Here is a 26,149-nt window from a genome sequence, read left to right on the forward strand (position 1 = left end):
AGCAGTGTTCAAGCATCAACCGCTTTTTGGGTCGACTTGAAGACACGAATTTTCTTACCTTCTTCTACTTTGAAACCAACGCGGTCAGCCTTGTTGGTTTCGCCGTTGAAGATGGCGACGTTAGAAGCGTGCAGTGGCGCTTCTTTCTCGACGATACCGCCTTGTACGCCCGACATCGGGTTAGGCTTGGTATGACGCTTGACCAGGTTCAGACCACTAACGACCAGACGGTCATCAGCAAGAACCTTCAGCACCTTACCGCGCTTACCTTTGTCTTTGCCGGCGATCACGATGATCTCGTCGTCACGACGAATCTTTTGCATGTCGGATCTCCTTACAGCACTTCTGGGGCGAGCGAGACGATCTTCATGAACTTCTCAGTACGAAGTTCACGGGTCACTGGCCCAAAGATACGGGTGCCGATCGGCTCTTGCTTGTTGTTCAGAAGAACAGCAGCGTTGCCATCAAAGCGGATAATGGAGCCATCTGCACGACGTACGCCGTGACGAGTGCGGACTACAACAGCAGTCATCACTTGGCCTTTTTTCACTTTACCGCGAGGAATTGCTTCCTTCACGGTAACTTTGATGATGTCACCGATACCAGCGTAACGACGATGGGAGCCACCCAGCACCTTGATGCACATAACGCGGCGTGCGCCGCTGTTATCGGCCACATCGAGCATGGATTGAGTCTGAATCATATAATTTCTCCGACCCCTAGTCCTTAGACTTCCACAGCGCGTTCGAGAACATCAACCAGGGCCCAAGACTTGGTCTTGGCCAACGGACGAGTTTCACGAATAGTGACTTTGTCGCCGATGTGGCACTGATTGGTTTCGTCGTGCGCGTGCAGCTTAGTCGAACGCTTAACGTATTTACCGTAGATCGGGTGCTTAACGCGACGCTCGATCAAAACGGTGATGGTTTTGTCCATCTTGTCGCTGACAACACGGCCAGTCAGCGTACGGACAGTCTTTTCGGCTTCAGCCATGATCACTTACCTGCCTGCTGGTTGAGCACAGTTTTCACGCGAGCAATGTCACGCTTAACTTGCGAGAGCAGATGAGACTGCCCCAACTGGCCAGTTGCTTTCTGCATACGCAGATTGAACTGGTCGCGCAGCAGGCCGAGCAGTTGCTCGTTCAGCTGCTGTGCGGATTTTTCACGAAGTTCATTCGCTTTCATCACATCACCGTCCGTTTAACAAAGGCGGTGGCGAGCGGCAGCTTTGCAGCAGCCAGGGCAAAAGCCTCACGCGCCAGCTCTTCAGTTACACCCTCGATTTCATACAGGACTTTACCTGGCTGAATCTGGGCTACCCAGTATTCCACGTTACCCTTACCTTTACCCATCCGAACCTCGAGAGGTTTTTTGGAGATAGGCTTGTCCGGGAATACACGGATCCAGATCTTGCCGCCACGTTTTACGTGACGGGTCAGTGCACGACGCGCTGACTCGATCTGACGAGCGGTGAGACGACCACGAGCTACAGACTTCAGCGCGAACTCGCCGAAGCTGACTTTGCTACCGCGCTGAGCCAGACCACGGTTGTGGCCTGTCATCTGCTTGCGGAACTTCGTACGCTTAGGTTGCAACATTTGGCGTACCCCTTACTTAGCAGCTTTTTTACGAGGCGCTGGTGCTTGTGGTTTCAGTTCTTCTTGGCGACCACCAATTACTTCGCCCTTGAAGATCCAAACCTTTACACCGATCACACCGTAAGTGGTGTGAGCTTCGTAGTTGGCATAGTCGATGTCGGCACGCAGGGTGTGCAATGGCACACGACCTTCGCGATACCATTCAGTACGTGCGATTTCAGCACCGCCGAGACGACCGCTCACTTGGATTTTGATGCCCTTGGCACCAATGCGCATGGCGTTCTGTACTGCGCGCTTCATAGCGCGACGGAACATTACGCGACGCTCCAGCTGCTGAGCTACGCTCTGCGCAACCAGCATACCGTCGAGCTCCGGCTTACGGATCTCTTCGATATTGATGTGCACAGGCACACCCATTTGCTTGGTCAGGTCCTGACGCAGTTTCTCAACATCTTCACCCTTCTTCCCGATAACGATACCTGGACGAGCGGTGTGGATGGTGATACGTGCAGTTTGAGCAGGACGATGGATATCGATACGGCTCACGGACGCGCTTTTTAGTTTGTCTTGGAGATACTCACGCACCTTCAGATCAGCGAACAAGTAGTCCGCATAAGTCCGACCGTCTGCGTACCAGACGGAGGTGTGCTCCTTGACGATTCCCAGGCGAATGCCAATGGGATGTACTTTCTGACCCATCTCTTCGACTCCGTTACTTGTCAGCAACCTTGACAGTGATATGGCAAGACCGCTTGACGATGCGATCAGCTCGGCCTTTGGCACGAGGCATGATGCGCTTCAGCGAACGCCCTTCGTTGACGAAAACGGTGCTGACCTTAAGGTCATCAACGTCTGCGCCTTCGTTGTGCTCGGCGTTGGCTACGGCCGACTCCAGCACTTTCTTGATGATCTCGGCGGCTTTCTTACTGCTGAAAGCCAACAGGTTGAGCGCTTCGCCCACCTTCTTCCCGCGGATCTGGTCGGCGACCAAGCGGGCTTTCTGGGCGGAGATTCGAGCGCCCGACAACTTAGCGGCTACTTCCATCGTTCCTTACCCCTTAACGCTTGGCTTTCTTGTCTGCCACGTGCCCACGATATGTGCGGGTACCGGCAAACTCGCCTAGTTTGTGGCCGACCATGTCTTCGTTCACGAGAACTGGAACATGTTGACGACCGTTATGCACTGCAATGGTCAGACCGACCATTTGTGGCAGGATCATCGAACGACGCGACCAGGTTTTCACCGGTTTGCGATCGTTCTTTTCCGCCGCCACTTCGATCTTCTTCAGTAGGTGAAGATCAATAAAAGGACCTTTTTTCAGAGAACGTGGCACTGTCGTATCCCTCTATTTACTTGCGACGACGGACGATCATTTTGTCGGTACGCTTATTACCACGAGTCTTCGCGCCCTTAGTCGGGAAGCCCCATGGCGATACCGGATGACGACCACCAGAGGTACGACCTTCACCACCACCGTGTGGGTGGTCAACCGGGTTCATGGCAACACCACGAACGGTTGGGCGAACGCCACGCCAGCGTTTGGCACCAGCTTTACCCAGCGAACGCAGGCTGTGCTCGGAGTTCGAGACTTCGCCCAGGGTCGCACGGCATTCAGCCAGTACTTTACGCATTTCACCAGAGCGCAGACGCAGGGTCACGTAGACACCTTCACGAGCGATCAGCTGAGCCGAAGCACCAGCGGAACGAGCGATTTGCGCGCCTTTACCCGGCTTCAATTCGATGCCGTGTACGGTGCTACCAACTGGAATGTTGCGCAGTTGCAGAGCGTTGCCCGGCTTGATCGGTGCCAAAGCACCTGCGATCAGCTGGTCACCAGCACTCACGCCTTTAGGGGCGATGATGTAGCGACGCTCGCCATCTGCGTACAGCAGCAGAGCGATGTGAGCAGTACGGTTTGGATCGTATTCGATACGCTCGACAGTGGCAGCGATGCCATCTTTGTCGTTGCGACGGAAGTCGACCAGACGATAATGCTGTTTATGGCCACCACCGATGTGACGAGTGGTAATACGACCATTGTTGTTACGACCACCAGTCTTCGATTTCTTCTCGAGCAGCGGTGCGTGAGGAGCGCCTTTATGCAGCTCCTGGTTGACCACCTTGACCACAAAACGGCGGCCAGGGGAAGTCGGTTTGCATTTAACGATTGCCATGATGCACCCCTTCCTTACTCAGCACTGCTGCTGAAATCGAGATCTTGGCCTGGCTGAAGGGAGATAACTGCCTTCTTCCAGTCATTACGCTTGCCCAGACCGCGAGCAGTGCGCTTGCTCTTACCCAGAACATTCAGGGTAGTAACACGCTCTACTTTCACGCTGAACAGGCTTTCGACGGCCTTCTTGATTTCCAGCTTGGTTGCGTCAGTTGCAACCTTGAAAACGAACTGGCCTTTCTTGTCAGCCAGAACCGTAGCCTTTTCGGAAACGTGCGGGCCAAGCAGAACTTTAAATACGCGTTCCTGGTTCATCCCAGCAGCTCCTCGAATTTCTTCACGGCCGACACGGTGATCAACACCTTGTCGTATGCGATCAGACTAACTGGATCGGAACCTTGCACGTCACGTACATCAACGTGTGGCAGGTTGCGAGCAGCCAGGTACAGGTTCTGATCAACAGCTTCAGACACGATCAGGACGTCAGTCAGGCCCATGCCATTCAGCTTGTTCAGCAGATCTTTGGTTTTCGGCGCTTCAACAGCGAAGTCCTGAACCACGACCAGACGATCAGTACGCACGAGTTCAGCAAGGATGGAGCGCAGTGCTGCGCGATACATCTTCTTGTTGAGCTTCTGGGTGTGATCCTGTGGACGTGCTGCGAAAGTGGTACCGCCGCCACGCCAGATTGGGCTACGGATAGTACCGGCACGAGCACGGCCAGTACCTTTCTGACGCCAAGGGCGCTTACCGCCACCACGAACGTCGGAACGGGTCTTTTGCTGCTTGCTACCTTGACGGCCGCCGGCCATGTAGGCCACGACTGCTTGGTGAACCAGCGTCTCGTTGAATTCGCCGCCAAATGTCAGTTCGGAAACTTCGATCGCTTGAGCGTCATTTACATTTAATTGCATGTCAGCTTCCCCTTAACCGCGAGCCTTGGCCGCTGGACGTACAACCAGGTTGCCGCCAGTAGCGCCAGGAACAGCACCCTTGACCAACAACAGATTGCGTTCAGCGTCGACGCGCACTACTTCGAGGGACTGCACGGTCACGCGCTCAGCGCCCATATGACCGGACATTTTTTTGCCCTTGAATACACGACCAGGAGTCTGGCACTGGCCAATAGAGCCCGGGACGCGGTGGGAAACGGAGTTACCGTGAGTGTTGTCTTGGCCACGGAAATTCCAACGCTTGATCGTACCCTGGAAGCCTTTACCTTTGGACTGACCGGTTACATCAACCAGTTGACCAGCAGCGAAGATTTCAGCGTTGATCAGATCGCCAGCCTGGTAGTCGCCGTCTTCAAGACGGAACTCCATGACAGTACGACCAGCTGCAACGTTTGCTTTAGCGAAGTGACCTGCTTGAGCAGCAGTCACACGCGAAGCACGACGCTCGCCGACAGTGACTTGCACTGCACGATAGCCATCGGTTTCTTCAGTTTTAAACTGGGTGACGCGATTCGGTTCGATCTCAATGACCGTGACCGGAATGGAGACACCTTCTTCGGTGAAAATACGGGTCATACCGCATTTACGACCGACTACACCAATAGTCATGTTGTAAACCTCATGAGTGTACGGGGCTTTCACCCGCTATGGCCGCCCATTTCAGAGCGTTACACGACTAAGACCCAAGTCTTAGCCGAGGCTGATCTGTACTTCCACACCGGCCGCCAGATCAAGCTTCATAAGTGCATCAACGGTTTTATCCGTTGGCAGGACGATGTCCAGCACGCGCTTATGAGTACGGATCTCGTACTGGTCACGCGCGTCTTTGTTGACGTGCGGGGAGACCAGAACGGTGAACCGCTCTTTACGGGTAGGCAGTGGAATTGGACCACGCACTTGAGCACCAGTACGTTTCGCGGTTTCCACGATTTCCTGGGTGGATTGGTCGATCAGTTTGTGGTCAAAAGCCTTCAACCTGATACGAATTTGCTGATTTGCCATTGGATTTCAGACTCCGGCTGCTATTCCCAGCGAGCGCAACACGCCCGTTAAAAGGAGGCGCAATTCTATAGACGCCCCATATGGGTGTCAACTCAATAAAAAAGCCCCCGCTGAGCGGGGGCTTTTTCAAGTCATCACTTATTAAGCGATGATTTTGGCTACGACGCCAGCGCCGACGGTACGACCGCCTTCACGGATAGCGAAACGCAGACCATCTTCCATTGCGATGGTTTTGATCAGGGTGACAACCATTTTGATGTTGTCGCCTGGCATTACCATTTCAACGCCTTCCGGCAGTTCGCAGTTACCGGTCACGTCAGTGGTCCGGAAGTAGAACTGTGGACGGTAGCCTTTGAAGAACGGAGTGTGACGGCCGCCTTCTTCTTTGCTCAACACGTACACTTCAGCTTCGAAGGTAGTGTGCGGCTTAACCGAACCTGGCTTGACCAGAACCTGGCCACGCTCAACGTCGTCACGCTTGGTACCACGCAGCAGAACGCCGCAGTTCTCGCCTGCACGACCTTCGTCGAGCAGTTTACGGAACATTTCAACACCGGTGCAGGTGGTGACGGTAGTGTCACGCAGACCAACGATTTCCAGTGGATCTTGAACCTTAACGATACCGCGCTCGATACGGCCAGTTACAACAGTACCACGACCGGAGATCGAGAATACGTCTTCGATTGGCATCAGGAACGGCTTGTCGATAACACGAACTGGATCTGGGATGTAGCTGTCCAGAGTCTCAACCAGTTTACGAACGGCAGTGGTGCCCATTTCGTTGTCGTCAAGACCGTCCAGAGCCATACGAGCAGAACCGATGATGATCGGAGTGTCGTCGCCTGGGAAGTCGTAAGTGCTCAGCAGATCGCGCACTTCCATCTCAACCAGTTCCAGCAGCTCAGCGTCGTCTACCAGGTCAGCCTTGTTCAGGAAGACCACGATGTACGGAACGCCTACCTGACGGGACAGCAGGATGTGCTCACGGGTTTGTGGCATCGGACCATCAGCGGCCGAGCAAACCAGGATTGCGCCGTCCATCTGGGCAGCACCAGTGATCATGTTCTTCACATAGTCAGCGTGACCTGGGCAGTCAACGTGAGCATAGTGACGGATCAGCGAGTTGTACTCAACGTGCGCGGTGTTGATGGTGATACCACGAGCTTTTTCTTCTGGTGCGCTGTCGATCTTGTCGAAGTCAACACGAGCCGAACCGAAAACTTCGGAGCAGACGCGAGTCAGAGCAGCGGTCAGAGTGGTTTTACCGTGGTCAACGTGGCCGATAGTGCCAACGTTTACGTGCGGTAGGGAACGATCAAATTTTTCTTTAGCCACGACAATTAACTCCTTGCCTAAAGGACTGAATCAGCCTTGTTTTTTGGATACAGTTTCAGCGATGTGCGCCGGAGCTGTGTTGTATTTTTTGAATTCCATAGAGTAGCTTGCGCGACCCTGAGACATGGAACGAACGTCGGTCGCATAACCGAACATCTCGCCCAACGGAACCTCGGCACGAATCACTTTGCCGGAAACCGTATCTTCCATACCCAAGATCATGCCGCGACGACGGTTAAGGTCGCCCATCACGTCACCCATGTAGTCTTCAGGCGTAACGACTTCTACTGCCATGATTGGCTCAAGCAACTCACCACCGCCCTTCTGGGCCAGTTGCTTGGTAGCCATGGAAGCAGCCACCTTAAACGCCATCTCGTTGGAGTCGACGTCGTGGTAAGAACCGTCAAAAACGGTCGCCTTCAGGCCGATGAGCGGATAGCCGGCAACAACACCGTTTTTCATCTGCTCTTCGATACCCTTCTGGATAGCCGGGATGTATTCCTTAGGAACAACACCGCCCACTACTTCGTTCACGAATTGCAGACCTTCCTGACCTTCATCAGCAGGAGCAAAACGGATCCAGCAATGGCCGAACTGGCCACGACCGCCGGATTGACGAACGAATTTGCCTTCGATTTCGCAGTTCTTCGTGATGCGCTCACGATAGGAAACCTGAGGCTTACCGATGTTGGCTTCGACGTTGAACTCACGGCGCATCCGGTCAACCAGGATGTCCAGGTGAAGCTCGCCCATGCCGGAGATGATCGTTTGACCAGTCTCTTCATCAGTCTTGACGCGGAAAGATGGATCTTCCTGAGCAAGCTTGCCCAGAGCGATACCCATTTTTTCCTGGTCATCCTTGGTCTTAGGCTCAACGGCAACCGAAATAACCGGCTCCGGGAAGTCCATGCGAACCAGGATGATTGGCTTGTCAGCGTTGCACAAGGTCTCACCAGTGGTGACGTCCTTCATGCCGATCAAGGCCGCGATGTCACCAGCGCGTACTTCCTTGATCTCTTCACGGGCGTTTGCGTGCATTTGCACCATACGACCCACGCGCTCTTTCTTGCCTTTAACCGAGTTGATCACGCCGTCGCCGGAGTTCAACACGCCCGAGTAAACACGGACGAAGGTCAAAGTACCCACGAATGGGTCAGTGGCAATTTTAAATGCCAGAGCGGAGAACGGTTCTGCGTCGTCTGCATGACGCTCCAGCTCGATAGTCTCGTCATCAGGGTCAGTACCCTTGATGGCAGGAATATCCACTGGTGCCGGCAGGTAGTCGATCACAGCATCGAGAACCAGGGGAACGCCCTTGTTCTTGAACGAGGAACCGCAAACAGCCAAGACGATCTCACCAGCGATAGTACGCTGACGCAGAGCGGCCTTGATTTCCGCGTTGGTGAGTTCTTCACCTTCGAGGTACTTGTTCATCAGCTCTTCGCTGGCTTCGGCCGCAGCCTCAACCATGTTGTTGCGCCACTCGTCAGCCAATTCCTGCAGTTCAGCAGGGATAGCTTCGCGACGAGGAACCATACCCTTGTCAGCATCGTTCCAGTAAACAGCTTCCATGGTCAGCAGATCGATCTGCCCCTGGAAGTTGTCTTCGGAACCGATAGCCAACTGGATTGGCACTGGGGTGTGACCCAGACGCTGCTTGATCTGACCGATCACGCGCAGAAAGTTTGCACCAGCACGGTCCATCTTGTTTACGTAAACAAGACGTGGAACGCCGTACTTGTTGGCCTGACGCCATACGGTTTCCGACTGAGGCTCAACACCCGAGGTACCGCAGAACACAACGACAGCGCCGTCGAGTACGCGCAGGGAACGTTCAACTTCAATGGTGAAGTCTACGTGGCCCGGGGTATCGATTACGTTGAAGCGGTGTTCGTCTTTGTACTGCTTCTCGGAACCTTTCCAGAAGGCGGTAATAGCAGCAGAAGTAATGGTAATACCACGCTCCTGCTCTTGAACCATCCAGTCTGTGGTCGCGGCGCCATCATGCACCTCGCCCATCTTGTGACTTTTGCCGGTGTAAAAAAGGACGCGCTCGGTGGTGGTGGTTTTACCAGCATCCACGTGAGCGACGATACCGATGTTACGGTAGCGACTAATCGGAGTAGTACGAGCCATAAAGCCCTCGCAAAATTAGTGAAGCTAGAATTAGAAGCGGTAGTGCGAGAAAGCTTTGTTGGCTTCAGCCATACGGTGCACGTCTTCACGCTTCTTAACAGCAGCACCTTTACCTTCAGCAGCGTCCAACAGTTCGCCAGCCAAACGCAGGGCCATAGACTTCTCGCCGCGCTTACGGGCGAAGTCTACCAACCAGCGCATTGCCAAAGCGTTACGACGGGACGGGCGAACTTCAACCGGAACCTGGTAAGTAGCACCGCCTACACGGCGCGACTTCACTTCGACCAGCGGAGCGATGGCGTCGAGAGCTTTCTCGAAGATTTCCAGGGGGTCGCTGTTCTTGCGTTCTTTAACCTTTTCCAGCGCGCCATAAACGATACGCTCGGCAACGGCTTTCTTGCCGCTCTCCATCACGTGGTTCATGAACTTGGCCAGAATTTGGCTTCCGTATTTTGGATCGTCAAGCACTTCGCGCTTGGCTGCTACGCGTCTTCTTGGCATGGATAAGCCCTCAAACGGTCTTCAGGTTCGCTCGGAATCGGTGCCCTTTCGGGACGCCTCCGACCTTACTCTTATCGACTCAGAAAATAAGATGATTCAGTTTTACAAAAAGCCGCTACTACTTAGGCTTCTTGGTACCGTACTTCGAACGACCCTGGTTACGACCTTTAACGCCGGAAGTATCCAAGGAGCCGCGTACGGTGTGGTAACGAACACCTGGCAAGTCTTTTACACGACCGCCGCGGATCAGTACCACGCTGTGCTCTTGCAGGTTATGGCCTTCACCGCCGATGTACGAGGAAACCTCGAAACCGTTGGTCAGGCGCACACGGCATACTTTACGCAGTGCCGAGTTAGGTTTTTTCGGCGTAGTGGTATACACGCGAGTGCATACGCCACGACGTTGCGGGCAGTTCTGCAGCGCAGGCACGTCGGATTTCTCGACGATACGCTTACGCGGCTGACGTACCAGCTGGTTGATAGTTGCCATCTACTAGCTCCACTGTTGTCTTGCGACGCTATTGTCTTGCAAGAAAAGCAAAATGGCAGGAACGAATTCCCGCCAAATTTAGGGGTACAAGAGTCTAAAGAGGATCTTGTCCCCAGTCAAGGCAAGGCCCCGACCTCCCCCTCCATCGAACCGGGACAAATCTGTCTCGATCCGACGAACGGGGCTGCCAGGGCCCGGTCTTATTTACCGCAGAACTCAGTTACCGCTTGAGTTCAGCGCTTCGGTCAGTGCAGCTTCCACTTCACTGGCGCTTACGCGCAGCGGCTTGTCGAGTTCACGGCGGCGCTTACGCTCGCTGTGGTAGGCCAAGCCGGTACCGGCCGGGATCAGACGACCCACAACCACGTTTTCTTTCAGGCCGCGCAGGTAATCGCGCTTGCCGGTTACCGCTGCTTCGGTCAGTACGCGAGTGGTCTCTTGGAAGGAGGCCGCCGAGATGAACGACTCAGTGGACAACGACGCCTTGGTGATACCCAGCAACACACGAGTGAACTTGGAAACGAATTTCTCGTCGTTCGCCAGGCGCTCGTTCTCTACCAGTACGTGAGTCAGTTCCATCTGGTCGCCCTTGATGAAACTCGAATCGCCGGATTCAGCGATTTCAACTTTACGCAGCATCTGACGCAGGATGGTCTCGATGTGCTTATCGTTGATCTTCACGCCTTGCAGACGGTAAACGTCCTGGATCTCGTTAACGATGTACTTGGCCAGCGCACTCACACCCAGCAGACGCAGGATGTCGTGTGGATCGCTCGGGCCGTCGGAGATAACTTCGCCGCGGTTTACCTGTTCGCCTTCGAAGACGTTCAGGTGACGCCACTTCGGAATCAGCTCTTCGTACGGATCGCTACCGTCGTTCGGGGTAATGACCAGACGGCGCTTACCTTTGGTCTCTTTACCGAACGCGATGGTGCCGCTGACTTCAGCCAGAATCGACGCTTCTTTCGGACGACGAGCTTCGAACAAGTCGGCAACACGCGGCAGACCACCGGTGATGTCACGGGTCTTCGAAGTTTCTTGCGGGATACGAGCGATAACATCACCGATCGCGATCTTCGCACCATCCGCAACACCGACCAGGGCGTTGGCTGGCAGGAAGTACTGAGCGATAACGTCAGTGCCTGGCAGCAACAGATCCTTGCCGTTGTCATCAACCATCTTCACAGCAGGACGGATATCTTTGCCTGCAGCTGGACGGTCTTTGGCGTCGAGTACTTCAATGTTGGTCATACCGGTCAATTCGTCAGTCTGACGCTTGATCGTGATGCCTTCTTCCATGCCCACGTAGGTCACGGTACCTTTCATTTCGGTAACGATTGGGTGAGTGTGCGGATCCCACTTGGCCACGATTGCGCCAGCGTCGACCTTGTCACCTTCTTTAACCGAAATCACAGCACCGTACGGCAGCTTGTAACGCTCACGCTCACGACCGTAGTCATCAGCGATTGCCAGCTCACCGGAACGGGACACAGCCACCAGGTGGCCATCCACTCGCTCAACGTGCTTCAGGTTGTGCAGACGGACGGTACCGCCATTCTTCACCTGAACGCTGTCGGCTGCGGAGGTCCGGCTCGCCGCACCACCGATGTGGAACGTACGCATGGTCAGCTGGGTACCCGGCTCACCGATGGACTGGGCGGCGATAACGCCGACCGCTTCACCGATGTTCACCTGGTGACCACGAGCCAAGTCACGGCCGTAGCACTTGGCGCAAATGCCGTAGCGGGTTTCGCAGCTGATCGGCGAGCGAACAATCACTTCGTCGATGCTGTTGAGTTCGATGAACTCGACCCACTTCTCATCTACCAGGGTGCCGGCAGGAACGATGATTTCCTCGGTACCTGGCTTGAATACGTCACGGGCGATTACTCGACCCAGTACGCGCTCACCCAACGGCTCTACAACGTCGCCGCCTTCGATGTGCGGAGTCATCAGCAGACCGTGCTCGGTACCGCAGTCAACTTCAGTCACAACCAAGTCTTGTGCAACGTCTACCAGACGACGAGTCAGGTAACCGGAGTTAGCGGTTTTCAACGCGGTATCCGCCAGACCTTTACGAGCACCGTGAGTCGAGATGAAGTACTGAAGTACGCTCAAACCTTCACGGAAGTTCGCAGTAATCGGCGTTTCGATGATGGAACCGTCCGGCTTGGCCATCAGGCCACGCATACCGGCGAGCTGACGGATCTGCGCAGCAGAACCCCGTGCGCCCGAGTCGGCCATCATGTACATCGAGTTGAACGACTCTTGATCGACTTCTACGCCATGACGGTCGATAACGCGCTCTTTCGAGAGGTTCGACATCATCGCCTTCGACACTTCGTCGTTGGCCTTGGACCAAAGGTCGATCACTTTGTTGTACTTCTCGCCCTGGGTTACCAGGCCGGAGGCGTACTGGCTTTCGATCTCTTTCACTTCATCGGTAGCAGCACCGATGATGGCGGCTTTCTCGTCCGGGATAACGAAGTCGTTAACACCGATGGAAACGCCGGAAATGGTCGAATAAGCAAAACCGGTGTACATCAACTGGTCAGCGAAGATAACGGTCTCTTTCAAACCAACCACGCGGTAGCACTGGTTGATCAGCTTGGAAATCGCCTTTTTCTTCATTGGCTGGTTGACCACGTCGTACGACAGGCCAGGTGGAACAACCTGGAACAACAGCGCACGGCCGACAGTGGTGTCGACGATACGGGTGTTCTTGACGCTGCCACCGTCACGATCGTTGATGGTTTCGTGGATGCGGACTTTAACCTTGGCGTGCAGTGCGGCTTCGCCGGCACGGAACACACGGTCAACTTCCTGCAGATCCGCGAACACACGACCTTCGCCCTTGGCGTTGATCGCTTCACGAGTCATGTAGTACAGACCCAATACAACGTCCTGCGACGGAACGATGATTGGCTCACCGTTGGCTGGCGACAGAATGTTGTTGGTCGACATCATCAACGCACGCGCTTCCAGCTGGGCTTCCAGCGTCAGCGGTACGTGCACGGCCATTTGGTCGCCGTCGAAGTCGGCGTTGTACGCAGCACAGACCAGAGGGTGCAGCTGGATAGCCTTACCTTCGATCAGTACCGGTTCAAACGCCTGGATACCCAGACGGTGAAGGGTCGGTGCACGGTTGAGGAGAACCGGGTGTTCACGGATCACTTCAGCGAGAACGTCCCAAACCTCTGGCAGTTCGCGCTCGACCATTTTCTTGGCGGCCTTGATGGTGGTCGCGAGACCACGCATTTCCAGCTTGCCGAAAATGAACGGCTTGAACAGCTCGAGAGCCATCTTCTTCGGCAGACCGCACTGGTGCAGACGCAGGGTCGGGCCTACGGTAATTACCGAACGACCAGAGTAGTCAACACGCTTACCGAGCAAGTTCTGACGGAAACGACCCTGCTTACCCTTGATCATGTCAGCCAAGGATTTCAGAGGACGCTTGTTCGAACCGGTGATAGCGCGGCCACGACGACCGTTGTCGAGCAGGGCATCGACAGCCTCTTGCAACATACGCTTTTCGTTGCGCACGATGATGTCCGGAGCGGACAGGTCGAGCAGACGCTTCAAGCGGTTGTTACGGTTGATCACGCGACGGTACAGGTCGTTGAGGTCGGAAGTCGCGAAGCGACCGCCATCCAACGGTACCAGCGGACGCAGGTCTGGCGGCAGAACCGGCAGAACGGTCAGCACCATCCACTCTGGCAAGTTGCCGGAACCCTGGAAGGCTTCCATCAACTTCAGACGCTTGGACAGTTTCTTGATCTTGGTTTCGGAGTTGGTTTGCGGAATTTCTTCACGCAGACGGCCAATCTCGTGTTCCAGGTCGATAGCGTGCAGCAGTTCACGGACAGCTTCGGCACCCATGCGGGCATCGAAATCGTCGCCGAACTCTTCCAGCGCTTCGAAGTACTGCTCGTCGTTAAGCAGCTGACCTTTTTCAAGGGTGGTCATGCCTGGATCGATAACGACATAGCTCTCGAAGTAGAGAACGCGTTCGATATCACGCAGGGTCATGTCCATCAGCAAGCCGATACGGGACGGCAGCGATTTCAGGAACCAGATGTGGGCAACCGGCGAAGCCAGTTCGATGTGCGCCATGCGCTCACGACGAACCTTGGCCAGTGCGACTTCAACGCCGCACTTCTCGCAGATCACACCACGGTGCTTCAAGCGCTTGTACTTACCGCACAGGCACTCGTAATCCTTTACCGGGCCAAAGATCTTGGCGCAGAACAGGCCGTCACGTTCTGGTTTGAACGTACGGTAGTTGATGGTTTCCGGCTTTTTAACTTCACCGAACGACCACGAACGGATCATCTCAGGCGATGCCAATCCAATACGGATGGCGTCGAACTCTTCGACTTGACCCTGGTTTTTCAGCAAATTCAGTAGGTCTTTCAAGGCCTTTCCTCCTGGCGGAGCAGAGAGCGGGCTAAACAGCCCCGCTCTCGATTCGCGTCACGTGTTATTCGGTTTCCAGATCGATATCGATGCCGAGGGAACGAATTTCTTTGATCAACACGTTGAAGGACTCGGGCATGCCCGGCTCCATACGGTGATCGCCGTCCACGATGTTTTTGTACATCTTGGTCCGACCGTTCACATCGTCCGACTTCACTGTGAGCATTTCTTGCAGAGTGTAAGCAGCACCGTATGCTTCCAGTGCCCAGACCTCCATCTCCCCGAAACGCTGACCACCGAACTGAGCCTTACCACCCAGCGGCTGCTGGGTAACCAGGCTGTACGAACCGGTAGAACGAGCGTGCATCTTGTCGTCTACCAAGTGGTTCAGCTTCAGCATGTACATGTAGCCAACAGTAACCGGGCGCTCAAACTTGTTGCCGGTACGGCCGTCGAACAGCTGCATCTGGCCGCTTTCTGGCAGGTCTGCCAGTTTCAGCATGGCCTTGATTTCGCTTTCCTTGGCACCGTCGAACACCGGGGTAGCCATTGGAACGCCACCGCGCAGGTTCTTCGCCAGATCCAGGATTTCCTGGTCGGAGAAGGTATCCAGCTCTTCGTTGCGACCGCCGATCTCGTTGTAGATCTCGTGCAGGAACTTGCGCAGGTCAGCAACCTTGCGCTGCTCTTCGATCATACGGTTGATCTTCTCGCCCAAACCTTTGGCCGCGAGGCCCAGGTGGGTTTCAAGGATCTGACCAACGTTCATACGCGAAGGTACGCCCAACGGGTTGAGGACGACGTCGACCGGGGTGCCATTGGCATCGTGCGGCATGTCTTCAACCGGCATGATCACAGAGACCACACCTTTGTTACCGTGACGACCGGCCATCTTGTCGCCCGGCTGGATGCGGCGACGGATTGCCAGGTAAACCTTGACGATTTTCAGCACGCCTGGAGCCAGGTCATCGCCCTGCTGCAGCTTGCGCTTCTTGTCTTCGAACTTGTCGTCCAGCAGACGGCGACGATCAACGATGTAGGCCTGGGCCTTCTCGAGCTGCTCGTTCAGAGCATCCTCAGCCATGCGCAGTTTGAACCACTGGCCGTGCTCAAGACCGTCGAGTACTTCGTCGGTGATGTCCTGCCCCTTCTTCAGACCTGCGCCGCCTTCAGCCTTGTGGCCTACCAGGGCGGAACGCAGACGTTCGAAGGTTGCGCCTTCAACGATACGGAACTCTTCGTTCAGGTCCTTACGGATCTCGTCGAGTTGAGTCTTCTCGATGGACAGTGCACGAGCATCACGCTCAACGCCGTCACGGGTGAAGACCTGTACGTCGATGACAGTGCCTTTGGTACCGGTAGGTACACGCAGGGAAGTGTCTTTAACGTCGCTGGCTTTTTCACCGAAGATGGCACGCAACAGCTTCTCTTCCGGAGTCAGTTGGGTCTCGCCTTTCGGAGTGACCTTACCCACCAGAATGTCGCCTGCGCCAACTTCAGCACCTACGTAAACGATACCGGCTTCGTCCAGCTTGTTCAGTGCAGCTTCACCCACGTTCGGGATGTCTGCAGTGATTTCCTCTGGCCCAAGCTTGGTGTCACGAGCCACACAGGTCAGTTCCTGAATGTGGATCGTGGTGAAACGATCTTCCTGAACCACACGCTCGGACAGGCAGATGGAGTCTTCGAAGTTGTAACCGTTCCAGGCCATGAACGCGATGCGCATGTTCTGGCCCAGTGCCAGCTCACCCATATCGGTGGACGGACCGTCTGCCATGATGTCGCTGCGCTGAACCCGATCACCCTTGCTCACCAGCGGACGCTGGTTGATGCAGGTGTTCTGGTTGGAGCGGGTGTATTTGGTCAGGTTGTAGATGTCGACACCGGCTTCACCAGTTTCAACTTCGTCATCGGCAACACGAACCACGATACGGCTGGCATCAACGGAGTCGATCACGCCACCACGACGAGCCACGACGCAAACGCCGGAGTCACGGGCTACGTTACGCTCCATGCCGGTACCTACCAGCGGCTTGTCAGCGCGCAGGGTCGGCACAGCTTGACGCTGCATGTTGGAACCCATCAACGCACGGTTGGCGTCATCGTGCTCCAGGAACGGGATCAGCGACGCTGCAACCGAAACTACCTGCTTCGGCGATACGTCCATCAAGGTGACGTCTTCCGGCGCCTTGACGGTGAACTCGTTCAAGTGACGAACAGCTACCAGCTCGTCGATCAGCATTTTCTTGTCGTTCATCGTGGCCGAAGCCTGAGCGATCACGTGATCAGCTTCTTCGATGGCGGACAGGAACACGATCTCGTCGGTGACCAGTGCGTCTTTCACCACACGGTACGGGCTCTCGAGGAAGCCATACTGGTTGGTGCGCGCATAAGCAGCCAGGGAGTTGATCAGGCCGATGTTCGGACCTTCCGGCGTTTCAATCGGGCATACACGACCATAGTGAGTCGGGTGTACGTCACGAACTTCAAAGCCTGCACGTTCACGGGTCAGACCGCCCGGGCCCAGTGCGGAAACACGGCGCTTGTGGGTGATCTCGGAGAGCGGGTTGTTCTGGTCCATGAACTGAGAGAGCTGGCTGGAACCGAAGAACTCTTTCACCGCCGCAGCCACTGGCTTGGCGTTGATCAAGTCTTGCGGCATCAGGCCTTCGCTTTCTGCCATCGACAGGCGCTCTTTGACCGCACGCTCAACACGTACCAGGCCAACGCGGAACTGGTTCTCGGCCATTTCGCCTACGCAGCGAACACGACGGTTACCCAGGTGGTCGATGTCATCGACGATGCCTTTACCGTTACGGATGTCGACCAGGGTCTTCAGTACCGCGACGATGTCTTCCTTGCACAGCACGCCCGAACCTTCGATCTCGGTACGACCGATACGACGGTTGAACTTCATCCGGCCGACCGCAGACAGGTCATAGCGCTCAGGGCTGAAGAACAGGTTGTTGAACAGGGTCTCGGCAGCGTCTTTGGTTGGTGGCTCGCCAGGACGCATCATGCGATAGATCTCGACCAGCGCTTCCAATTGGTTGCTGGTGGAGTCGATCTTCAGGGTGTCGGAGACGAACGGACCGCAGTCGATGTCGTTGGTGTACAGGGTCTCGATGCGAACAACCTGGGACTTGGCGATTTTCGCCAGGATCTCGGTGTTCAGCTCGGTGTTGCATTCAGCCAGGATTTCGCCGGTGGCCGGGTGCACGATGACCTTGGCGGTGGTGCGACCCAGGACGTAGTCCAGAGGCACTTCCAGCGTCTTGATACCGGCTTTTTCGATCTGGTTGATGTGGCGCGCGGTAATACGGCGGCCGGCTTCAACGATGACCTTGCCTTTTTCGTCCTGGATGTCCAGAACGGCAATCTCACCACGCAGGCGCTGAGGCACCAGTTCCAGGCTGAGGGTTTCGCCGCTCAGGTGGAATACGTTAGTGGTATAGAAGGCATCCAGCACTTGCTCAGTGGTATAGCCGAGCGCGCGCAGCAGTACCGAGGCCGGCAGCTTGCGACGACGGTCGATACGCACGAACACGCAGTCTTTCGGGTCGAACTCGAAGTCCAACCACGAACCGCGGTACGGAATGATCCGCGCGGAGTACAGGAGCTTGCCGGAGCTGTGCGTCTTGCCGCGGTCGTGGTCGAAGAACACGCCCGGGGAACGGTGCAGCTGGGAAACGATAACGCGCTCGGTACCGTTGATAACGAAGGTACCGTTCTCAGTCATCAGGGGGATTTCACCCATGTAGACTTCTTGCTCTTTGATGTCCTTGATCGCTTTGTTCGACGACTCTTTGTCGAAGATGATCAGACGGACTTTTACCCGCAAAGGTACGGCGTACGTAACACCGCGCAACACGCATTCTTTGACATCAAATGCCGGTTCGCCCAGGCGATAACCGACGTACTCCAGCGCAGCATTGCCGGAGTAGCTGATGATCGGGAAAACGGATTTGAAGGCCGCATGCAGGCCCACGTCGCGGAACTGATCTTTGGTCGCTCCCGCCTGCAAGAATTCACGATACGAATCCAGCTGGATAGCCAGAAGGTACGGGACATCCATGACGTCCGGCAACTTGCTAAAGTCCTTGCGGATACGTTTTTTCTCAGTATATGAGTAAGCCATCAGCGTTCCCCAGCTTGGTCACCTGCTTGTTTGGCCCCTCCCGACGGGAGCAGCCAGAAAATCTTGCAAACCCCATGGTTTGCACCACCGCATCGGGTGGTTACAGCGCGTTAGAGGCGACGACCGAGTCGATTGCCAATAACGGAAAAAGGCCGGTGGCAAGAGCCACCAGCCATCAGCCTTCAGCTTAACGCTTGGGCTGGAGACGCAAGGTCGATGCTTACTTCAGCTCGACTTTAGCGCCTGCTTCTTCCAGCACTGCTTTAGCTTTGTCAGCTGCGTCTTTCGACACTGCTTCCAGAACCTGGGCAGGGGCACCGTCAACTACTGCCTTGGCTTCTTTCAGGCCCAGACCGGTCAGTTCACGTACTGCCTTGATCACGTTTACTTTCTTCTCGCCAGCTTCCAGCAGCATGACGTTGAATTCGGTTTGCTCTTCAGCAGCAACAGCAGCAACAGCTGGGCCAGCCGAAGCAGCGGCAGCGGAAACACCGAATTTTTCTTCGAAAGCTTTGATCAGCTCAACAACCTGCAGAACCGACATTTCAGCTACGGCGTTGAGGATATCGTCTTGGGAGATAGACATTGCTGTAATTCCTGAATTGGGGGACGGCCTACGCGGCCATCGAAATAAACAAAAATACGCGAGAGGAGATGCTCAGCCTTAGGCTGCGGCAGCTTCTTTTTGCTCGCGAACTGCGGCCAGAGTACGAGCCAACTTGCTGGTAGCGCCTTGAATCACGCTCATCAGCTGAGAAATAGCTTCGTTACGGGTCGGCAGTGTTGCCAGTACGTCGATTTGGTTAGCTGCGAGGAACTTGCCCTCGAACGCAGCTGCCTTGATCTCGAACTTATCCTGACTCTTGGCGAATTCTTTGAACAAACGGGCAGCAGCGCCTGGATGTTCTTTGGAGAACGCGATCAGAGTCGGGCCGGTGAACACGTCGTTGAGGACACTGTATTCAGTGTCAGCAACAGCGCGCTTGAGCAGGGTGTTACGTACAACACGTACGTATACGCCAGCTTCACGAGCCTCTTTACGGAGTCCGGTCATAGCGCCTACTGTCACACCACGGGCATCAGCCACGACAGCGGACAGAGCAGCTTTGGCAGCCTCGTTGACTTCAGCGACGATGGCCTTCTTGTCTTCGAGATTAATTGCCACGGGTTTAACTCCTGCTTGTTACCGTTTCATCTGGCCTGGGCCGGATGTCGTTTTGGTGTCTGATTCGGTAAGGAACCGGGAGCACCATCTGCGTAGGCTTGTGGTTTAAGACTTGCGTCGCCTACGGTCTTGGATAGCCCCCGCCAGGCAGGGACCCCAATCTTTCAATTGGCGCAATTACTTGCGCCAATTTGTGTCTTATACGTCCAGCGAGCCTTGGTCGATGACCAGACCTGGGCCCATAGTGGTGCTCAGGGTAACGCGCTTGACGTAGATACCTTTCGAGGAAGCTGGCTTGATACGCTTCAGATCAGCGATCAGGGCTTCAACGTTTTCCTTCAGCTTGACGGCATCAAAGCCGACTTTGCCAACGGAGGTGTGAATGATGCCGTTTTTGTCGGTGCGATAACGAACCTGACCAGCCTTGGCGTTTTTTACCGCGGTAGCTACGTCTGGAGTTACGGTGCCGACTTTAGGGTTAGGCATCAGACCACGTGGACCGAGGATCTGACCCAACTGACCTACAACGCGCATTGCATCCGGGGAAGCAATTACGACGTCATAGTTCAGGTCGCCGCCTTTCATTTCGGCAGCCAGGTCGTCCATGCCAACGCGATCAGCGCCGGCGGCCAGAGCAGCTTCAGCTGCTGGGCCTTGGGTGAAGACAGCTACACGTACAGTCTTGCCAGTACCGTGTGGCAGCACAGTAGCGCTACGAACGACCTGGTCGGATTTACGTGGGTCAACGCCCAGGTTTACAGCAACGTCAACAGACTCGCTGAACTTGACAGTCGACAGCTCGGTCAGCAGGGCAGCAGCGTCTACAAAGTTGTAGGACTTGCCCGCTTCGATTTTGCCGGCGATAGCCTTTTGGCGCTTGGTCAGCTTAGCCATTACACACCCTCCACGTTAAGGCCCATGCTACGAGCAGAACCGGCGATGGTACGCACGGCTGCATCCATATCAGCTGCAGTCAGATCCGCGTTTTTGGTTTTCGCGATTTCTTCCAGCTGAGCACGGGTCACGGTGCCAACCTTAACGGTGTTAGGACGAGCGGAACCGCTAGTCAGACCAGCAGCTTTCTTCAACAGAACCGAAGCCGGGGTCGACTTGGTTTCGAAGGTGAAGCTACGGTCGCTGTATACAGTGATGATCACTGGAGTCGGCAGACCTGGTTCAATACCCTGAGTACGGGCGTTGAAGGCCTTGCAGAATTCCATGATGTTCACGCCGTGCTGACCCAGAGCTGGACCAACAGGTGGGCTTGGGTTGGCCTGAGCGGCCTTCACTTGCAGCTTGATGTAAGCGGTAATCTTCTTGGCCATGAGGCACTCCAATTACGGGTTCGAACGCCTCGAAAGGCTCCCCGGTTACTTGCGCGTTTATCCCAGTGACGACAAAACCCCACAGCCTAAGGCTGCGGGGTTGGGATGCTTGCTCAGCTAGACTTTTTCGACCTGGCTGAACTCTAGCTCTACCGGAGTAGAGCGACCGAAAATGAGCACTGCCACTTGGATCCGGCTCTTTTCGTAGTTAACTTCTTCGACAGTGCCGTTAAAATCTGCAAACGGACCATCTGTAACACGAACAACCTCACCCGGCTCGAACAACGTCTTCGGCTTGGGTTTGTCGCTACCGTCAGCAACGCGGCGCAGAATTGCTTCTGCCTCTTTGTCAGTGATCGGAGCAGGTTTATCAGCGGTACCGCCGATGAAACCCATGACGCGAGGAGTGTCCTTGACCAAGTGCCAAGTACCCTCATTCATGTCCATTTGAACCAGCACGTAGCCAGGGAAGAACTTGCGCTCGCTTTTGCGTTTCTGGCCATTACGCATTTCAACCACTTCTTCAGTGGGAACCAGAATTTCGCCGAAGCCATCTTCCATGCCTGCCAGCTTTACGCGCTCTAGCAAAGAGCGCATGACATGCTTCTCGTAACCCGAGTAAGCATGCACAACGTACCAACGCTTAGCCACGGGACACCCTTAGCCAACAATCAAGGAAACAAGCCAGCCGAGCAGGGAGTCGAGCCCCCACAACAGCAACGCCATAACCAGAACAACAGCTACCACGATCAACGTGGTCTGCGTGGTTTCTTGGCGAGTCGGCCAAACGACTTTACGGATCTCGGTACGAGCTTCCTTCACCAGGACCGCAAACGACTTGCCTTTTGCAGTCTGCAGGCCAACAAAGGCAGCGACAGCAGCGAGGGCGAGCAATGCGAGGACACGGTACAGGATTGGCGACCCAGAGTAGTACTGGTTGCCAACAACGCCTACCACCACAACAGCGACTACTACAAGCCACTTGAGCAGATCGAAGCGAGAGCCTTGAGCTTCAGCCTTAGGAGTCATCTATGAAGATCCTGTGAAAAGAAAGCCAGACACACCAAGTGAATCTGGCAGGTCAGGAGGGAATCGAACCCCCAACCTACGGTTTTGGAGACCGTCGCTCTGCCAATTGAGCTACTGACCTAAAACAAAATCAGGCCGACAATTATGCCGATCTGAAAAAGACTTTACAACAACAAACCCCTGCGAACCCGCAACCTACCCAAACAAAATCACGAGAGAGCACAGAATCAATCAGAGGTAGCTGTTAAAACAAAGGCAGATATTTTCATATCTGCCTTGTTATATGGAGCTCTTGAGCGGATTTGAACCGCTGACCTCACCCTTACCAAGGGTGTGCTCTACCAACTGAGCTACAAGAGCGAAACAACTTGCACAACCTGCAAACTTGGAGCGGGTAGCGGGAATCGAACCCGCATCATCAGCTTGGAAGGCTGAGGTTCTACCACTAAACTATACCCGCGGAGCTTGCAGCTCACGCTAAAATGGTGGAGGGGGAAGGATTCGAACCTTCGAAGTCGTAGACGTCAGATTTACAGTCTGATCCCTTTGGCCGCTCGGGAACCCCTCCTAAGCGAGCCGGCATTCTACATCATGCCAGCCTTCTGTCAACCACTTTCTCATTTAAAAATATGAGGTTAGCTGCGTTGACCTTCGTTCCACCTTGTCGACCCAAGAGGTCTTCACTGCGAAGCGGGCGCCATTCTATGCAAACTATTCGAAGGTTGCAATGCCTTCGCACGGCATTATTTTATGTTTTAACTCATTGAATTCATTAGCAAGGTTTTCAAAGGGCAGATCGTCGGCCAAGCGCCTGCTTTCAGGGGCTACTCGCAGCCAGTACCCGGGAGCATCAGGCAGGCTCAGAGATTGCAGTTTGACCTTTATATCAAGGCTTGTAAGGCGCTGCTCAACGGATTCGACCTCTTTCTGATCGGCCAGGCCGCCGATGTACAGACATGTGGGCTGCGCTTCAAGCGTCTTTGCCTTGTCTCGCCGCACCATCGCATCAGCCGATTCGCTTAGCAGCTTGATATCTTGCTGAGAGCCACGATAGAGCGCCAAAGGCGTGACATCTTTAGCGCGCAGAGGAGCCTCCTGCTGATGCCAGATGTAATAGAAGACATTGAGGACCAGCAAAAGCAGAAACAGCCAACGCATAAAAACCTCAGGACAAAGGGCACGCCATCGCCAAGCCAACAAAAACCAGATCAGGGACGAGCCTCCCATGAGGCACCGCGTCAGCCACCAACTCGGCGTCGCCGCCGGTGAGAAAGACAGTGAAGTCGCCCCCCCAGTAGCTTCGAGCCAATTCCAGCTGAGTCAGTACAAACCCTCTCAGCATGAGCGTACAGCCACGCTCTACCGCCTCCACGGTTGTACGCCCCGGAGACAGAGCCTCAAGGGCGCGCTCGGCGGCAATATCGTCATAGCGTATTTTTCGCGTATGTGTTCGCAACTGGTTACGCATCAGCGGCATGCCGGGGCAAATAAAGCCTCCGAGATGCTCACCGTCCGCAGCAATGAAGTCCGCTGTTGCTGCAGTGCCAAAATCAAGCACCAGGCACGCACCCCGCGCCAACTGAAAACCACCCAACATTGCGAGCCAGCGATCCAGCCCAAGGCGCTCGAAGTCTTCGTACCCGTTCCTAACCCCACCCATCTGCCTTGCCGAAGTAGCACATAGGACCTTCACGCCAAACGCCTCCACCAGGGTAGTCACGAGCTGATTCGTCTCATCCGAGGCTCGAACACTCACCAACCGACAGTCCCTTAGCGCAAGCCCCGTGAGAGCGAACAGGCTTTCGATCAACGAGGCATCCGACCCAACGACACCCTCGGCAAAGATGCGCGCCTTATCTGACTCAAGCACCCGCCATTTGATAAAGCTGTTCCCACAGTCGAGCTCAAGAATCATCACGCAACCTCAGGCTTAGCTCACCACCGCTATAGACTTTTTCGACACCGTCCACGCTCAACCTTAACGCACCCTGCCCGTCGATCCCCAATACCACTCCATCGATCTGATTCACACCAGCGATGAGCGATACCGGCCGGCCCTGCCATAAATGGCTCTGTTCCCACTCACCCTGGATCGCGGAAAAGCCGGACAGCCGGTGTCGCTCAAGATAAGCCTGCAGTTGCACACCAAGACGCGCTACCAGGTAGTTACGATCGACAGCATTGCCAGTCTCCAATTGCACGGAGGTCCATTGCTGATCGACCTCATCCGCTTTTTGCATATTCACATTAATGCCAATACCGAGGACGACGTGACAAACATCAGCAGGATCCCCGATCAGCTCCAGGAGAATTCCGGCTATCTTTTTCTGCCCAACCAAAACGTCATTAGGCCACTTCAACCCAGCATTGCGAACACCCGCATCCCGCAGCGCCTGCATAACTGCAAGTCCGACTACAAGGCTTAGGCCCTCCAACTGACGCATGCCGCCGTCGATCCGCAGCACGAGGCTGTAGTACACGTTCTGAGCGAAAGGACTGACCCACTTACGCCCTCGCCTCCCCCTGCCGGCAGTTTGCTGCTCCGAAAGCACAAGAAATGGCGCAGTGCGGCCAGCCTCGATAAGCCGCAACGCTTCGGCATTAGTAGAGTCAATGGAGTCCGAGATATGAACAGTCCATGCAGGAGGCGGTATGTGTCGAGCAATTTCATCAGCACTCAACAACACCAGGGGCGTAGCCAACTGATATCCCCTGCCGCGAACTTTATGGATAGAGAGATTCAATTCCGCCTCGAGATGCTGAAGCTGTTTCCATACAGCACTGCGACTGACGCCCAAGGCAGCACCAAGCGCTTCCCCGGAGTGGAATCGACCATCTTTTAGAAGTTTCAACAACGTCAGCATGCAAGTCTCGCCTCACAATGAGGCACGCATGATAGCCATGCGTAGGGCCATTGCATAGAAAGGCAGGACTTTAGCATTCAAGACAATGACAGTCTTCGCCCGCCATACTTTCCGACCGCCCAAAACAAAACCCCTGATTGCGTTAGCAATCAGGGGCTTCGGAATTTAATCTTGACGATGACCTACTCTCACATGGGGAAACCCCACACTACCATCGGCGATGCATCGTTTCACTGCTGAGTTCGGGATGGGATCAGGTGGTTCCAATGCTCTATGGTCGTCAAGAAATTCGGGTACTGAGTCGTGACCAGTTGGCCTCGCTTCAGCAAATTGGGTATGTGATAGCTTTCGGTGTTTTGTGAGATTCGAACTTTCGGTTCGTTTCGTCTTCACACACCGCAATCTGGTGCTCTTTCGCTTTTCAGCTCGAAGCATACAAATTGCTTGGGTGTTATATGGTCAAGCCTCACGGGCAATTAGTATTGGTTAGCTCAACGCCTCACAGCGCTTACACACCCAACCTATCAACGTCGTAGTCTTCGACGGCCCTTCAGGGAACTCAAGGTTCCAGTGAGATCTCATCTTGAGGCTAGTTTCCCGCTTAGATGCTTTCAGCGGTTATCTATTCCGAACATAGCTACCCGGCAATGCCACTGGCGTGACAACCGGAACACCAGAGGTTCGTCCACTCCGGTCCTCTCGTACTAGGAGCAGCCCCTCTCAAATCTCAAACGTCCACGGCAGATAGGGACCGAACTGTCTCACGACGTTCTAAACCCAGCTCGCGTACCACTTTAAATGGCGAACAGCCATACCCTTGGGACCGGCTTCAGCCCCAGGATGTGATGAGCCGACATCGAGGTGCCAAACACCGCCGTCGATATGAACTCTTGGGCGGTATCAGCCTGTTATCCCCGGAGTACCTTTTATCCGTTGAGCGATGGCCCTTCCATACAGAACCACCGGATCACTAAGACCTACTTTCGTACCTGCTCGACGTGTCTGTCTCGCAGTCAAGCGC

At 54.9% G+C, this 26,149-nt stretch carries 28 protein-coding genes, 4 tRNA genes and 2 rRNA genes; all 34 read right to left on the reverse strand.

Annotation, left to right across the window (positions count from 1 at the left end; genetic code table 11):
* Nucleotides 1-8: 8 nt before the first annotated feature.
* Complete coding sequence (gene rplX / locus D109_RS0107185; RefSeq protein ID WP_003210072.1) at nt 9-323, reverse strand: 50S ribosomal protein L24; 315 nt, start codon at nt 321-323, stop codon at nt 9-11.
* An 11-nt stretch (nt 324-334) separates the two neighbouring features.
* Nucleotides 335-703 (reverse strand): 50S ribosomal protein L14, encoded by a 369-nt coding sequence (gene rplN / locus D109_RS0107190; RefSeq protein WP_002555479.1) that lies wholly within the window; start codon nt 701-703, stop codon nt 335-337.
* 23 nt (nt 704-726) lie between these two features.
* Complete coding sequence (rpsQ, locus tag D109_RS0107195; protein ID WP_003176419.1) at nt 727-993, reverse strand: 30S ribosomal protein S17; 267 nt, start codon at nt 991-993, stop codon at nt 727-729.
* 2 nt (nt 994-995) lie between these two features.
* Nucleotides 996-1,187 (reverse strand): 50S ribosomal protein L29, encoded by a 192-nt coding sequence (rpmC, locus tag D109_RS0107200; RefSeq protein WP_002555481.1) that lies wholly within the window; start codon nt 1,185-1,187, stop codon nt 996-998.
* Entirely contained in the window at nt 1,187-1,600 is a 414-nt protein-coding gene (gene rplP / locus D109_RS0107205; protein WP_003232424.1) for a 50S ribosomal protein L16, read from the reverse strand. Before rplP ends, rpmC begins: the two co-directional genes overlap by 1 nt.
* A 12-nt stretch (nt 1,601-1,612) precedes the next feature.
* Entirely contained in the window at nt 1,613-2,299 is a 687-nt protein-coding gene (rpsC, locus tag D109_RS0107210) for a 30S ribosomal protein S3 (protein WP_003176422.1), read from the reverse strand.
* 13 nt (nt 2,300-2,312) lie between these two features.
* Nucleotides 2,313-2,645 carry a 50S ribosomal protein L22 gene (gene rplV / locus D109_RS0107215; RefSeq protein WP_003210077.1) on the reverse strand — a complete coding sequence of 111 codons (333 nt, stop codon included), beginning with the start codon at nt 2,643-2,645 and terminating at the stop codon, nt 2,313-2,315.
* A 13-nt stretch (nt 2,646-2,658) separates the two neighbouring features.
* The gene (gene rpsS / locus D109_RS0107220) at nt 2,659-2,934 is read right to left on the reverse strand and encodes a 30S ribosomal protein S19 (RefSeq protein ID WP_002555486.1); all 276 of its coding nucleotides are present in this window, start codon (nt 2,932-2,934) and stop codon (nt 2,659-2,661) included.
* A 16-nt stretch (nt 2,935-2,950) separates the two neighbouring features.
* Nucleotides 2,951-3,775, reverse strand: coding sequence for a 50S ribosomal protein L2 (rplB, locus tag D109_RS0107225; RefSeq protein WP_003210080.1), 825 nt, complete (start codon nt 3,773-3,775; stop codon nt 2,951-2,953).
* A 14-nt stretch (nt 3,776-3,789) separates the two neighbouring features.
* Nucleotides 3,790-4,089 (reverse strand): 50S ribosomal protein L23, encoded by a 300-nt coding sequence (rplW, locus tag D109_RS0107230; RefSeq protein ID WP_002555488.1) that lies wholly within the window; start codon nt 4,087-4,089, stop codon nt 3,790-3,792.
* A complete protein-coding gene (gene rplD / locus D109_RS0107235; protein WP_003210082.1) occupies nt 4,086-4,688 on the reverse strand; it encodes a 50S ribosomal protein L4 in 603 nt (200 codons plus the stop codon). The genes rplW and rplD overlap by 4 nt, the downstream gene beginning before the upstream one ends.
* Before the next feature lie 12 nt (nt 4,689-4,700).
* Nucleotides 4,701-5,336: a 50S ribosomal protein L3 gene (gene rplC / locus D109_RS0107240; protein WP_003194649.1), complete on the reverse strand. Its 636-nt coding sequence runs from the start codon at nt 5,334-5,336 to the stop codon at nt 4,701-4,703.
* Between the two features lie 81 nt (nt 5,337-5,417).
* On the reverse strand, nt 5,418-5,729 hold the full coding sequence (rpsJ, locus tag D109_RS0107245) for a 30S ribosomal protein S10 (RefSeq protein WP_003210084.1): 312 nt from the start codon (nt 5,727-5,729) through the stop codon (nt 5,418-5,420).
* 141 nt (nt 5,730-5,870) lie between these two features.
* Nucleotides 5,871-7,064: an elongation factor Tu gene (gene tuf / locus D109_RS0107250; RefSeq protein ID WP_003210085.1), complete on the reverse strand. Its 1,194-nt coding sequence runs from the start codon at nt 7,062-7,064 to the stop codon at nt 5,871-5,873.
* Between the two features lie 30 nt (nt 7,065-7,094).
* Nucleotides 7,095-9,200: an elongation factor G gene (gene fusA, locus D109_RS0107255; RefSeq protein WP_010174505.1), complete on the reverse strand. Its 2,106-nt coding sequence runs from the start codon at nt 9,198-9,200 to the stop codon at nt 7,095-7,097.
* A 30-nt stretch (nt 9,201-9,230) separates the two neighbouring features.
* Nucleotides 9,231-9,701 carry a 30S ribosomal protein S7 gene (gene rpsG / locus D109_RS0107260; protein WP_002555493.1) on the reverse strand — a complete coding sequence of 157 codons (471 nt, stop codon included), beginning with the start codon at nt 9,699-9,701 and terminating at the stop codon, nt 9,231-9,233.
* A gap of 118 nt (nt 9,702-9,819) precedes the next feature.
* Nucleotides 9,820-10,191 carry a 30S ribosomal protein S12 gene (rpsL, locus tag D109_RS0107265; RefSeq protein WP_002555494.1) on the reverse strand — a complete coding sequence of 124 codons (372 nt, stop codon included), beginning with the start codon at nt 10,189-10,191 and terminating at the stop codon, nt 9,820-9,822.
* 216 nt (nt 10,192-10,407) lie between these two features.
* Nucleotides 10,408-14,607: a DNA-directed RNA polymerase subunit beta' gene (gene rpoC / locus D109_RS0107270; protein WP_017476318.1), complete on the reverse strand. Its 4,200-nt coding sequence runs from the start codon at nt 14,605-14,607 to the stop codon at nt 10,408-10,410.
* 64 nt (nt 14,608-14,671) lie between these two features.
* Nucleotides 14,672-18,745, reverse strand: coding sequence for a DNA-directed RNA polymerase subunit beta (gene rpoB / locus D109_RS0107275; RefSeq protein WP_017476319.1), 4,074 nt, complete (start codon nt 18,743-18,745; stop codon nt 14,672-14,674).
* A gap of 220 nt (nt 18,746-18,965) precedes the next feature.
* On the reverse strand, nt 18,966-19,331 hold the full coding sequence (gene rplL / locus D109_RS0107280; protein WP_003210093.1) for a 50S ribosomal protein L7/L12: 366 nt from the start codon (nt 19,329-19,331) through the stop codon (nt 18,966-18,968).
* 78 nt (nt 19,332-19,409) lie between these two features.
* Nucleotides 19,410-19,910 (reverse strand): 50S ribosomal protein L10, encoded by a 501-nt coding sequence (rplJ, locus tag D109_RS0107285; RefSeq protein ID WP_010174464.1) that lies wholly within the window; start codon nt 19,908-19,910, stop codon nt 19,410-19,412.
* A gap of 198 nt (nt 19,911-20,108) precedes the next feature.
* A complete protein-coding gene (gene rplA, locus D109_RS0107290; protein WP_003176434.1) occupies nt 20,109-20,804 on the reverse strand; it encodes a 50S ribosomal protein L1 in 696 nt (231 codons plus the stop codon).
* Nucleotides 20,804-21,235, reverse strand: coding sequence for a 50S ribosomal protein L11 (gene rplK / locus D109_RS0107295; RefSeq protein WP_003210097.1), 432 nt, complete (start codon nt 21,233-21,235; stop codon nt 20,804-20,806). Before rplK ends, rplA begins: the two co-directional genes overlap by 1 nt.
* Nucleotides 21,236-21,352: 117 nt before the next feature.
* Nucleotides 21,353-21,886, reverse strand: a complete 534-nt coding sequence (nusG, locus tag D109_RS0107300; RefSeq protein ID WP_003176436.1) for a transcription termination/antitermination protein NusG — start codon at nt 21,884-21,886, stop codon at nt 21,353-21,355.
* A gap of 9 nt (nt 21,887-21,895) precedes the next feature.
* Nucleotides 21,896-22,264 carry a preprotein translocase subunit SecE gene (gene secE, locus D109_RS0107305; protein WP_003210099.1) on the reverse strand — a complete coding sequence of 123 codons (369 nt, stop codon included), beginning with the start codon at nt 22,262-22,264 and terminating at the stop codon, nt 21,896-21,898.
* A gap of 45 nt (nt 22,265-22,309) precedes the next feature.
* Nucleotides 22,310-22,385, reverse strand: a tRNA-Trp gene (locus D109_RS0107310).
* Between the two features lie 163 nt (nt 22,386-22,548).
* A tRNA-Thr gene (locus D109_RS0107315) sits at nt 22,549-22,624 on the reverse strand.
* 26 nt (nt 22,625-22,650) lie between these two features.
* Nucleotides 22,651-22,724, reverse strand: a tRNA-Gly gene (locus D109_RS0107320).
* Nucleotides 22,725-22,747: 23 nt separating this feature from the next.
* Nucleotides 22,748-22,832: transfer RNA gene (locus tag D109_RS0107325), tRNA-Tyr, on the reverse strand.
* Between the two features lie 143 nt (nt 22,833-22,975).
* Nucleotides 22,976-23,422, reverse strand: a complete 447-nt coding sequence (locus D109_RS0107330; protein WP_017476321.1) for a hypothetical protein — start codon at nt 23,420-23,422, stop codon at nt 22,976-22,978.
* A gap of 7 nt (nt 23,423-23,429) precedes the next feature.
* Entirely contained in the window at nt 23,430-24,179 is a 750-nt protein-coding gene (locus D109_RS0107335) for a pantothenate kinase (RefSeq protein ID WP_017476322.1), read from the reverse strand.
* Nucleotides 24,169-25,128, reverse strand: a complete 960-nt coding sequence (gene birA, locus D109_RS0107340; protein WP_017476323.1) for a bifunctional biotin--[acetyl-CoA-carboxylase] ligase/biotin operon repressor BirA — start codon at nt 25,126-25,128, stop codon at nt 24,169-24,171. Before birA ends, D109_RS0107335 begins: the two co-directional genes overlap by 11 nt.
* A 169-nt stretch (nt 25,129-25,297) precedes the next feature.
* Nucleotides 25,298-25,413 (reverse strand): 5S ribosomal RNA (gene rrf / locus D109_RS0107345).
* Nucleotides 25,414-25,583: 170 nt separating this feature from the next.
* Nucleotides 25,584-26,149 (reverse strand): 23S ribosomal RNA (locus tag D109_RS0107350); the annotation flags it as partial.

Origin of the sequence: Pseudomonas sp. PAMC 26793, from assembly GCF_000313235.1 — a bacterium.
GTDB classification, from domain to species: domain Bacteria; phylum Pseudomonadota; class Gammaproteobacteria; order Pseudomonadales; family Pseudomonadaceae; genus Aquipseudomonas; species Aquipseudomonas yamanorum.

What these genes read in the sequence shown, in the direction of transcription:
- rpsG (WP_002555493.1), bottom strand. Translation starts at nt 9,701, where the DNA reads ATGCCAAGAAGACGCGTAGCAGCCAAGCGCGAAGTGCTTGACGATCCA.
- rplB (WP_003210080.1), bottom strand. Translation starts at nt 3,775, where the DNA reads ATGGCAATCGTTAAATGCAAACCGACTTCCCCTGGCCGCCGTTTTGTG.
- rplN (WP_002555479.1), bottom strand. Translation starts at nt 703, where the DNA reads ATGATTCAGACTCAATCCATGCTCGATGTGGCCGATAACAGCGGCGCA.
- rplX (WP_003210072.1), bottom strand. Translation starts at nt 323, where the DNA reads ATGCAAAAGATTCGTCGTGACGACGAGATCATCGTGATCGCCGGCAAA.
- rplV (WP_003210077.1), bottom strand. Translation starts at nt 2,645, where the DNA reads ATGGAAGTAGCCGCTAAGTTGTCGGGCGCTCGAATCTCCGCCCAGAAA.
- birA (WP_017476323.1), bottom strand. Translation starts at nt 25,128, where the DNA reads ATGCTGACGTTGTTGAAACTTCTAAAAGATGGTCGATTCCACTCCGGG.
- rplK (WP_003210097.1), bottom strand. Translation starts at nt 21,235, where the DNA reads ATGGCCAAGAAGATTACCGCTTACATCAAGCTGCAAGTGAAGGCCGCT.
- rplA (WP_003176434.1), bottom strand. Translation starts at nt 20,804, where the DNA reads ATGGCTAAGCTGACCAAGCGCCAAAAGGCTATCGCCGGCAAAATCGAA.
- rpmC (WP_002555481.1), bottom strand. Translation starts at nt 1,187, where the DNA reads ATGAAAGCGAATGAACTTCGTGAAAAATCCGCACAGCAGCTGAACGAG.
- rpoB (WP_017476319.1), bottom strand. Translation starts at nt 18,745, where the DNA reads ATGGCTTACTCATATACTGAGAAAAAACGTATCCGCAAGGACTTTAGC.
- rpsQ (WP_003176419.1), bottom strand. Translation starts at nt 993, where the DNA reads ATGGCTGAAGCCGAAAAGACTGTCCGTACGCTGACTGGCCGTGTTGTC.
- rpsL (WP_002555494.1), bottom strand. Translation starts at nt 10,191, where the DNA reads ATGGCAACTATCAACCAGCTGGTACGTCAGCCGCGTAAGCGTATCGTC.
- rplP (WP_003232424.1), bottom strand. Translation starts at nt 1,600, where the DNA reads ATGTTGCAACCTAAGCGTACGAAGTTCCGCAAGCAGATGACAGGCCAC.
- rplC (WP_003194649.1), bottom strand. Translation starts at nt 5,336, where the DNA reads ATGACTATTGGTGTAGTCGGTCGTAAATGCGGTATGACCCGTATTTTC.
- rplW (WP_002555488.1), bottom strand. Translation starts at nt 4,089, where the DNA reads ATGAACCAGGAACGCGTATTTAAAGTTCTGCTTGGCCCGCACGTTTCC.
- fusA (WP_010174505.1), bottom strand. Translation starts at nt 9,200, where the DNA reads ATGGCTCGTACTACTCCGATTAGTCGCTACCGTAACATCGGTATCGTC.
- rpsC (WP_003176422.1), bottom strand. Translation starts at nt 2,299, where the DNA reads ATGGGTCAGAAAGTACATCCCATTGGCATTCGCCTGGGAATCGTCAAG.
- rplL (WP_003210093.1), bottom strand. Translation starts at nt 19,331, where the DNA reads ATGTCTATCTCCCAAGACGATATCCTCAACGCCGTAGCTGAAATGTCG.
- D109_RS0107335 (WP_017476322.1), bottom strand. Translation starts at nt 24,179, where the DNA reads ATGATTCTTGAGCTCGACTGTGGGAACAGCTTTATCAAATGGCGGGTG.
- rpsJ (WP_003210084.1), bottom strand. Translation starts at nt 5,729, where the DNA reads ATGGCAAATCAGCAAATTCGTATCAGGTTGAAGGCTTTTGACCACAAA.
- D109_RS0107330 (WP_017476321.1), bottom strand. Translation starts at nt 23,422, where the DNA reads ATGCGTTGGCTGTTTCTGCTTTTGCTGGTCCTCAATGTCTTCTATTAC.
- rplD (WP_003210082.1), bottom strand. Translation starts at nt 4,688, where the DNA reads ATGCAATTAAATGTAAATGACGCTCAAGCGATCGAAGTTTCCGAACTG.
- secE (WP_003210099.1), bottom strand. Translation starts at nt 22,264, where the DNA reads ATGACTCCTAAGGCTGAAGCTCAAGGCTCTCGCTTCGATCTGCTCAAG.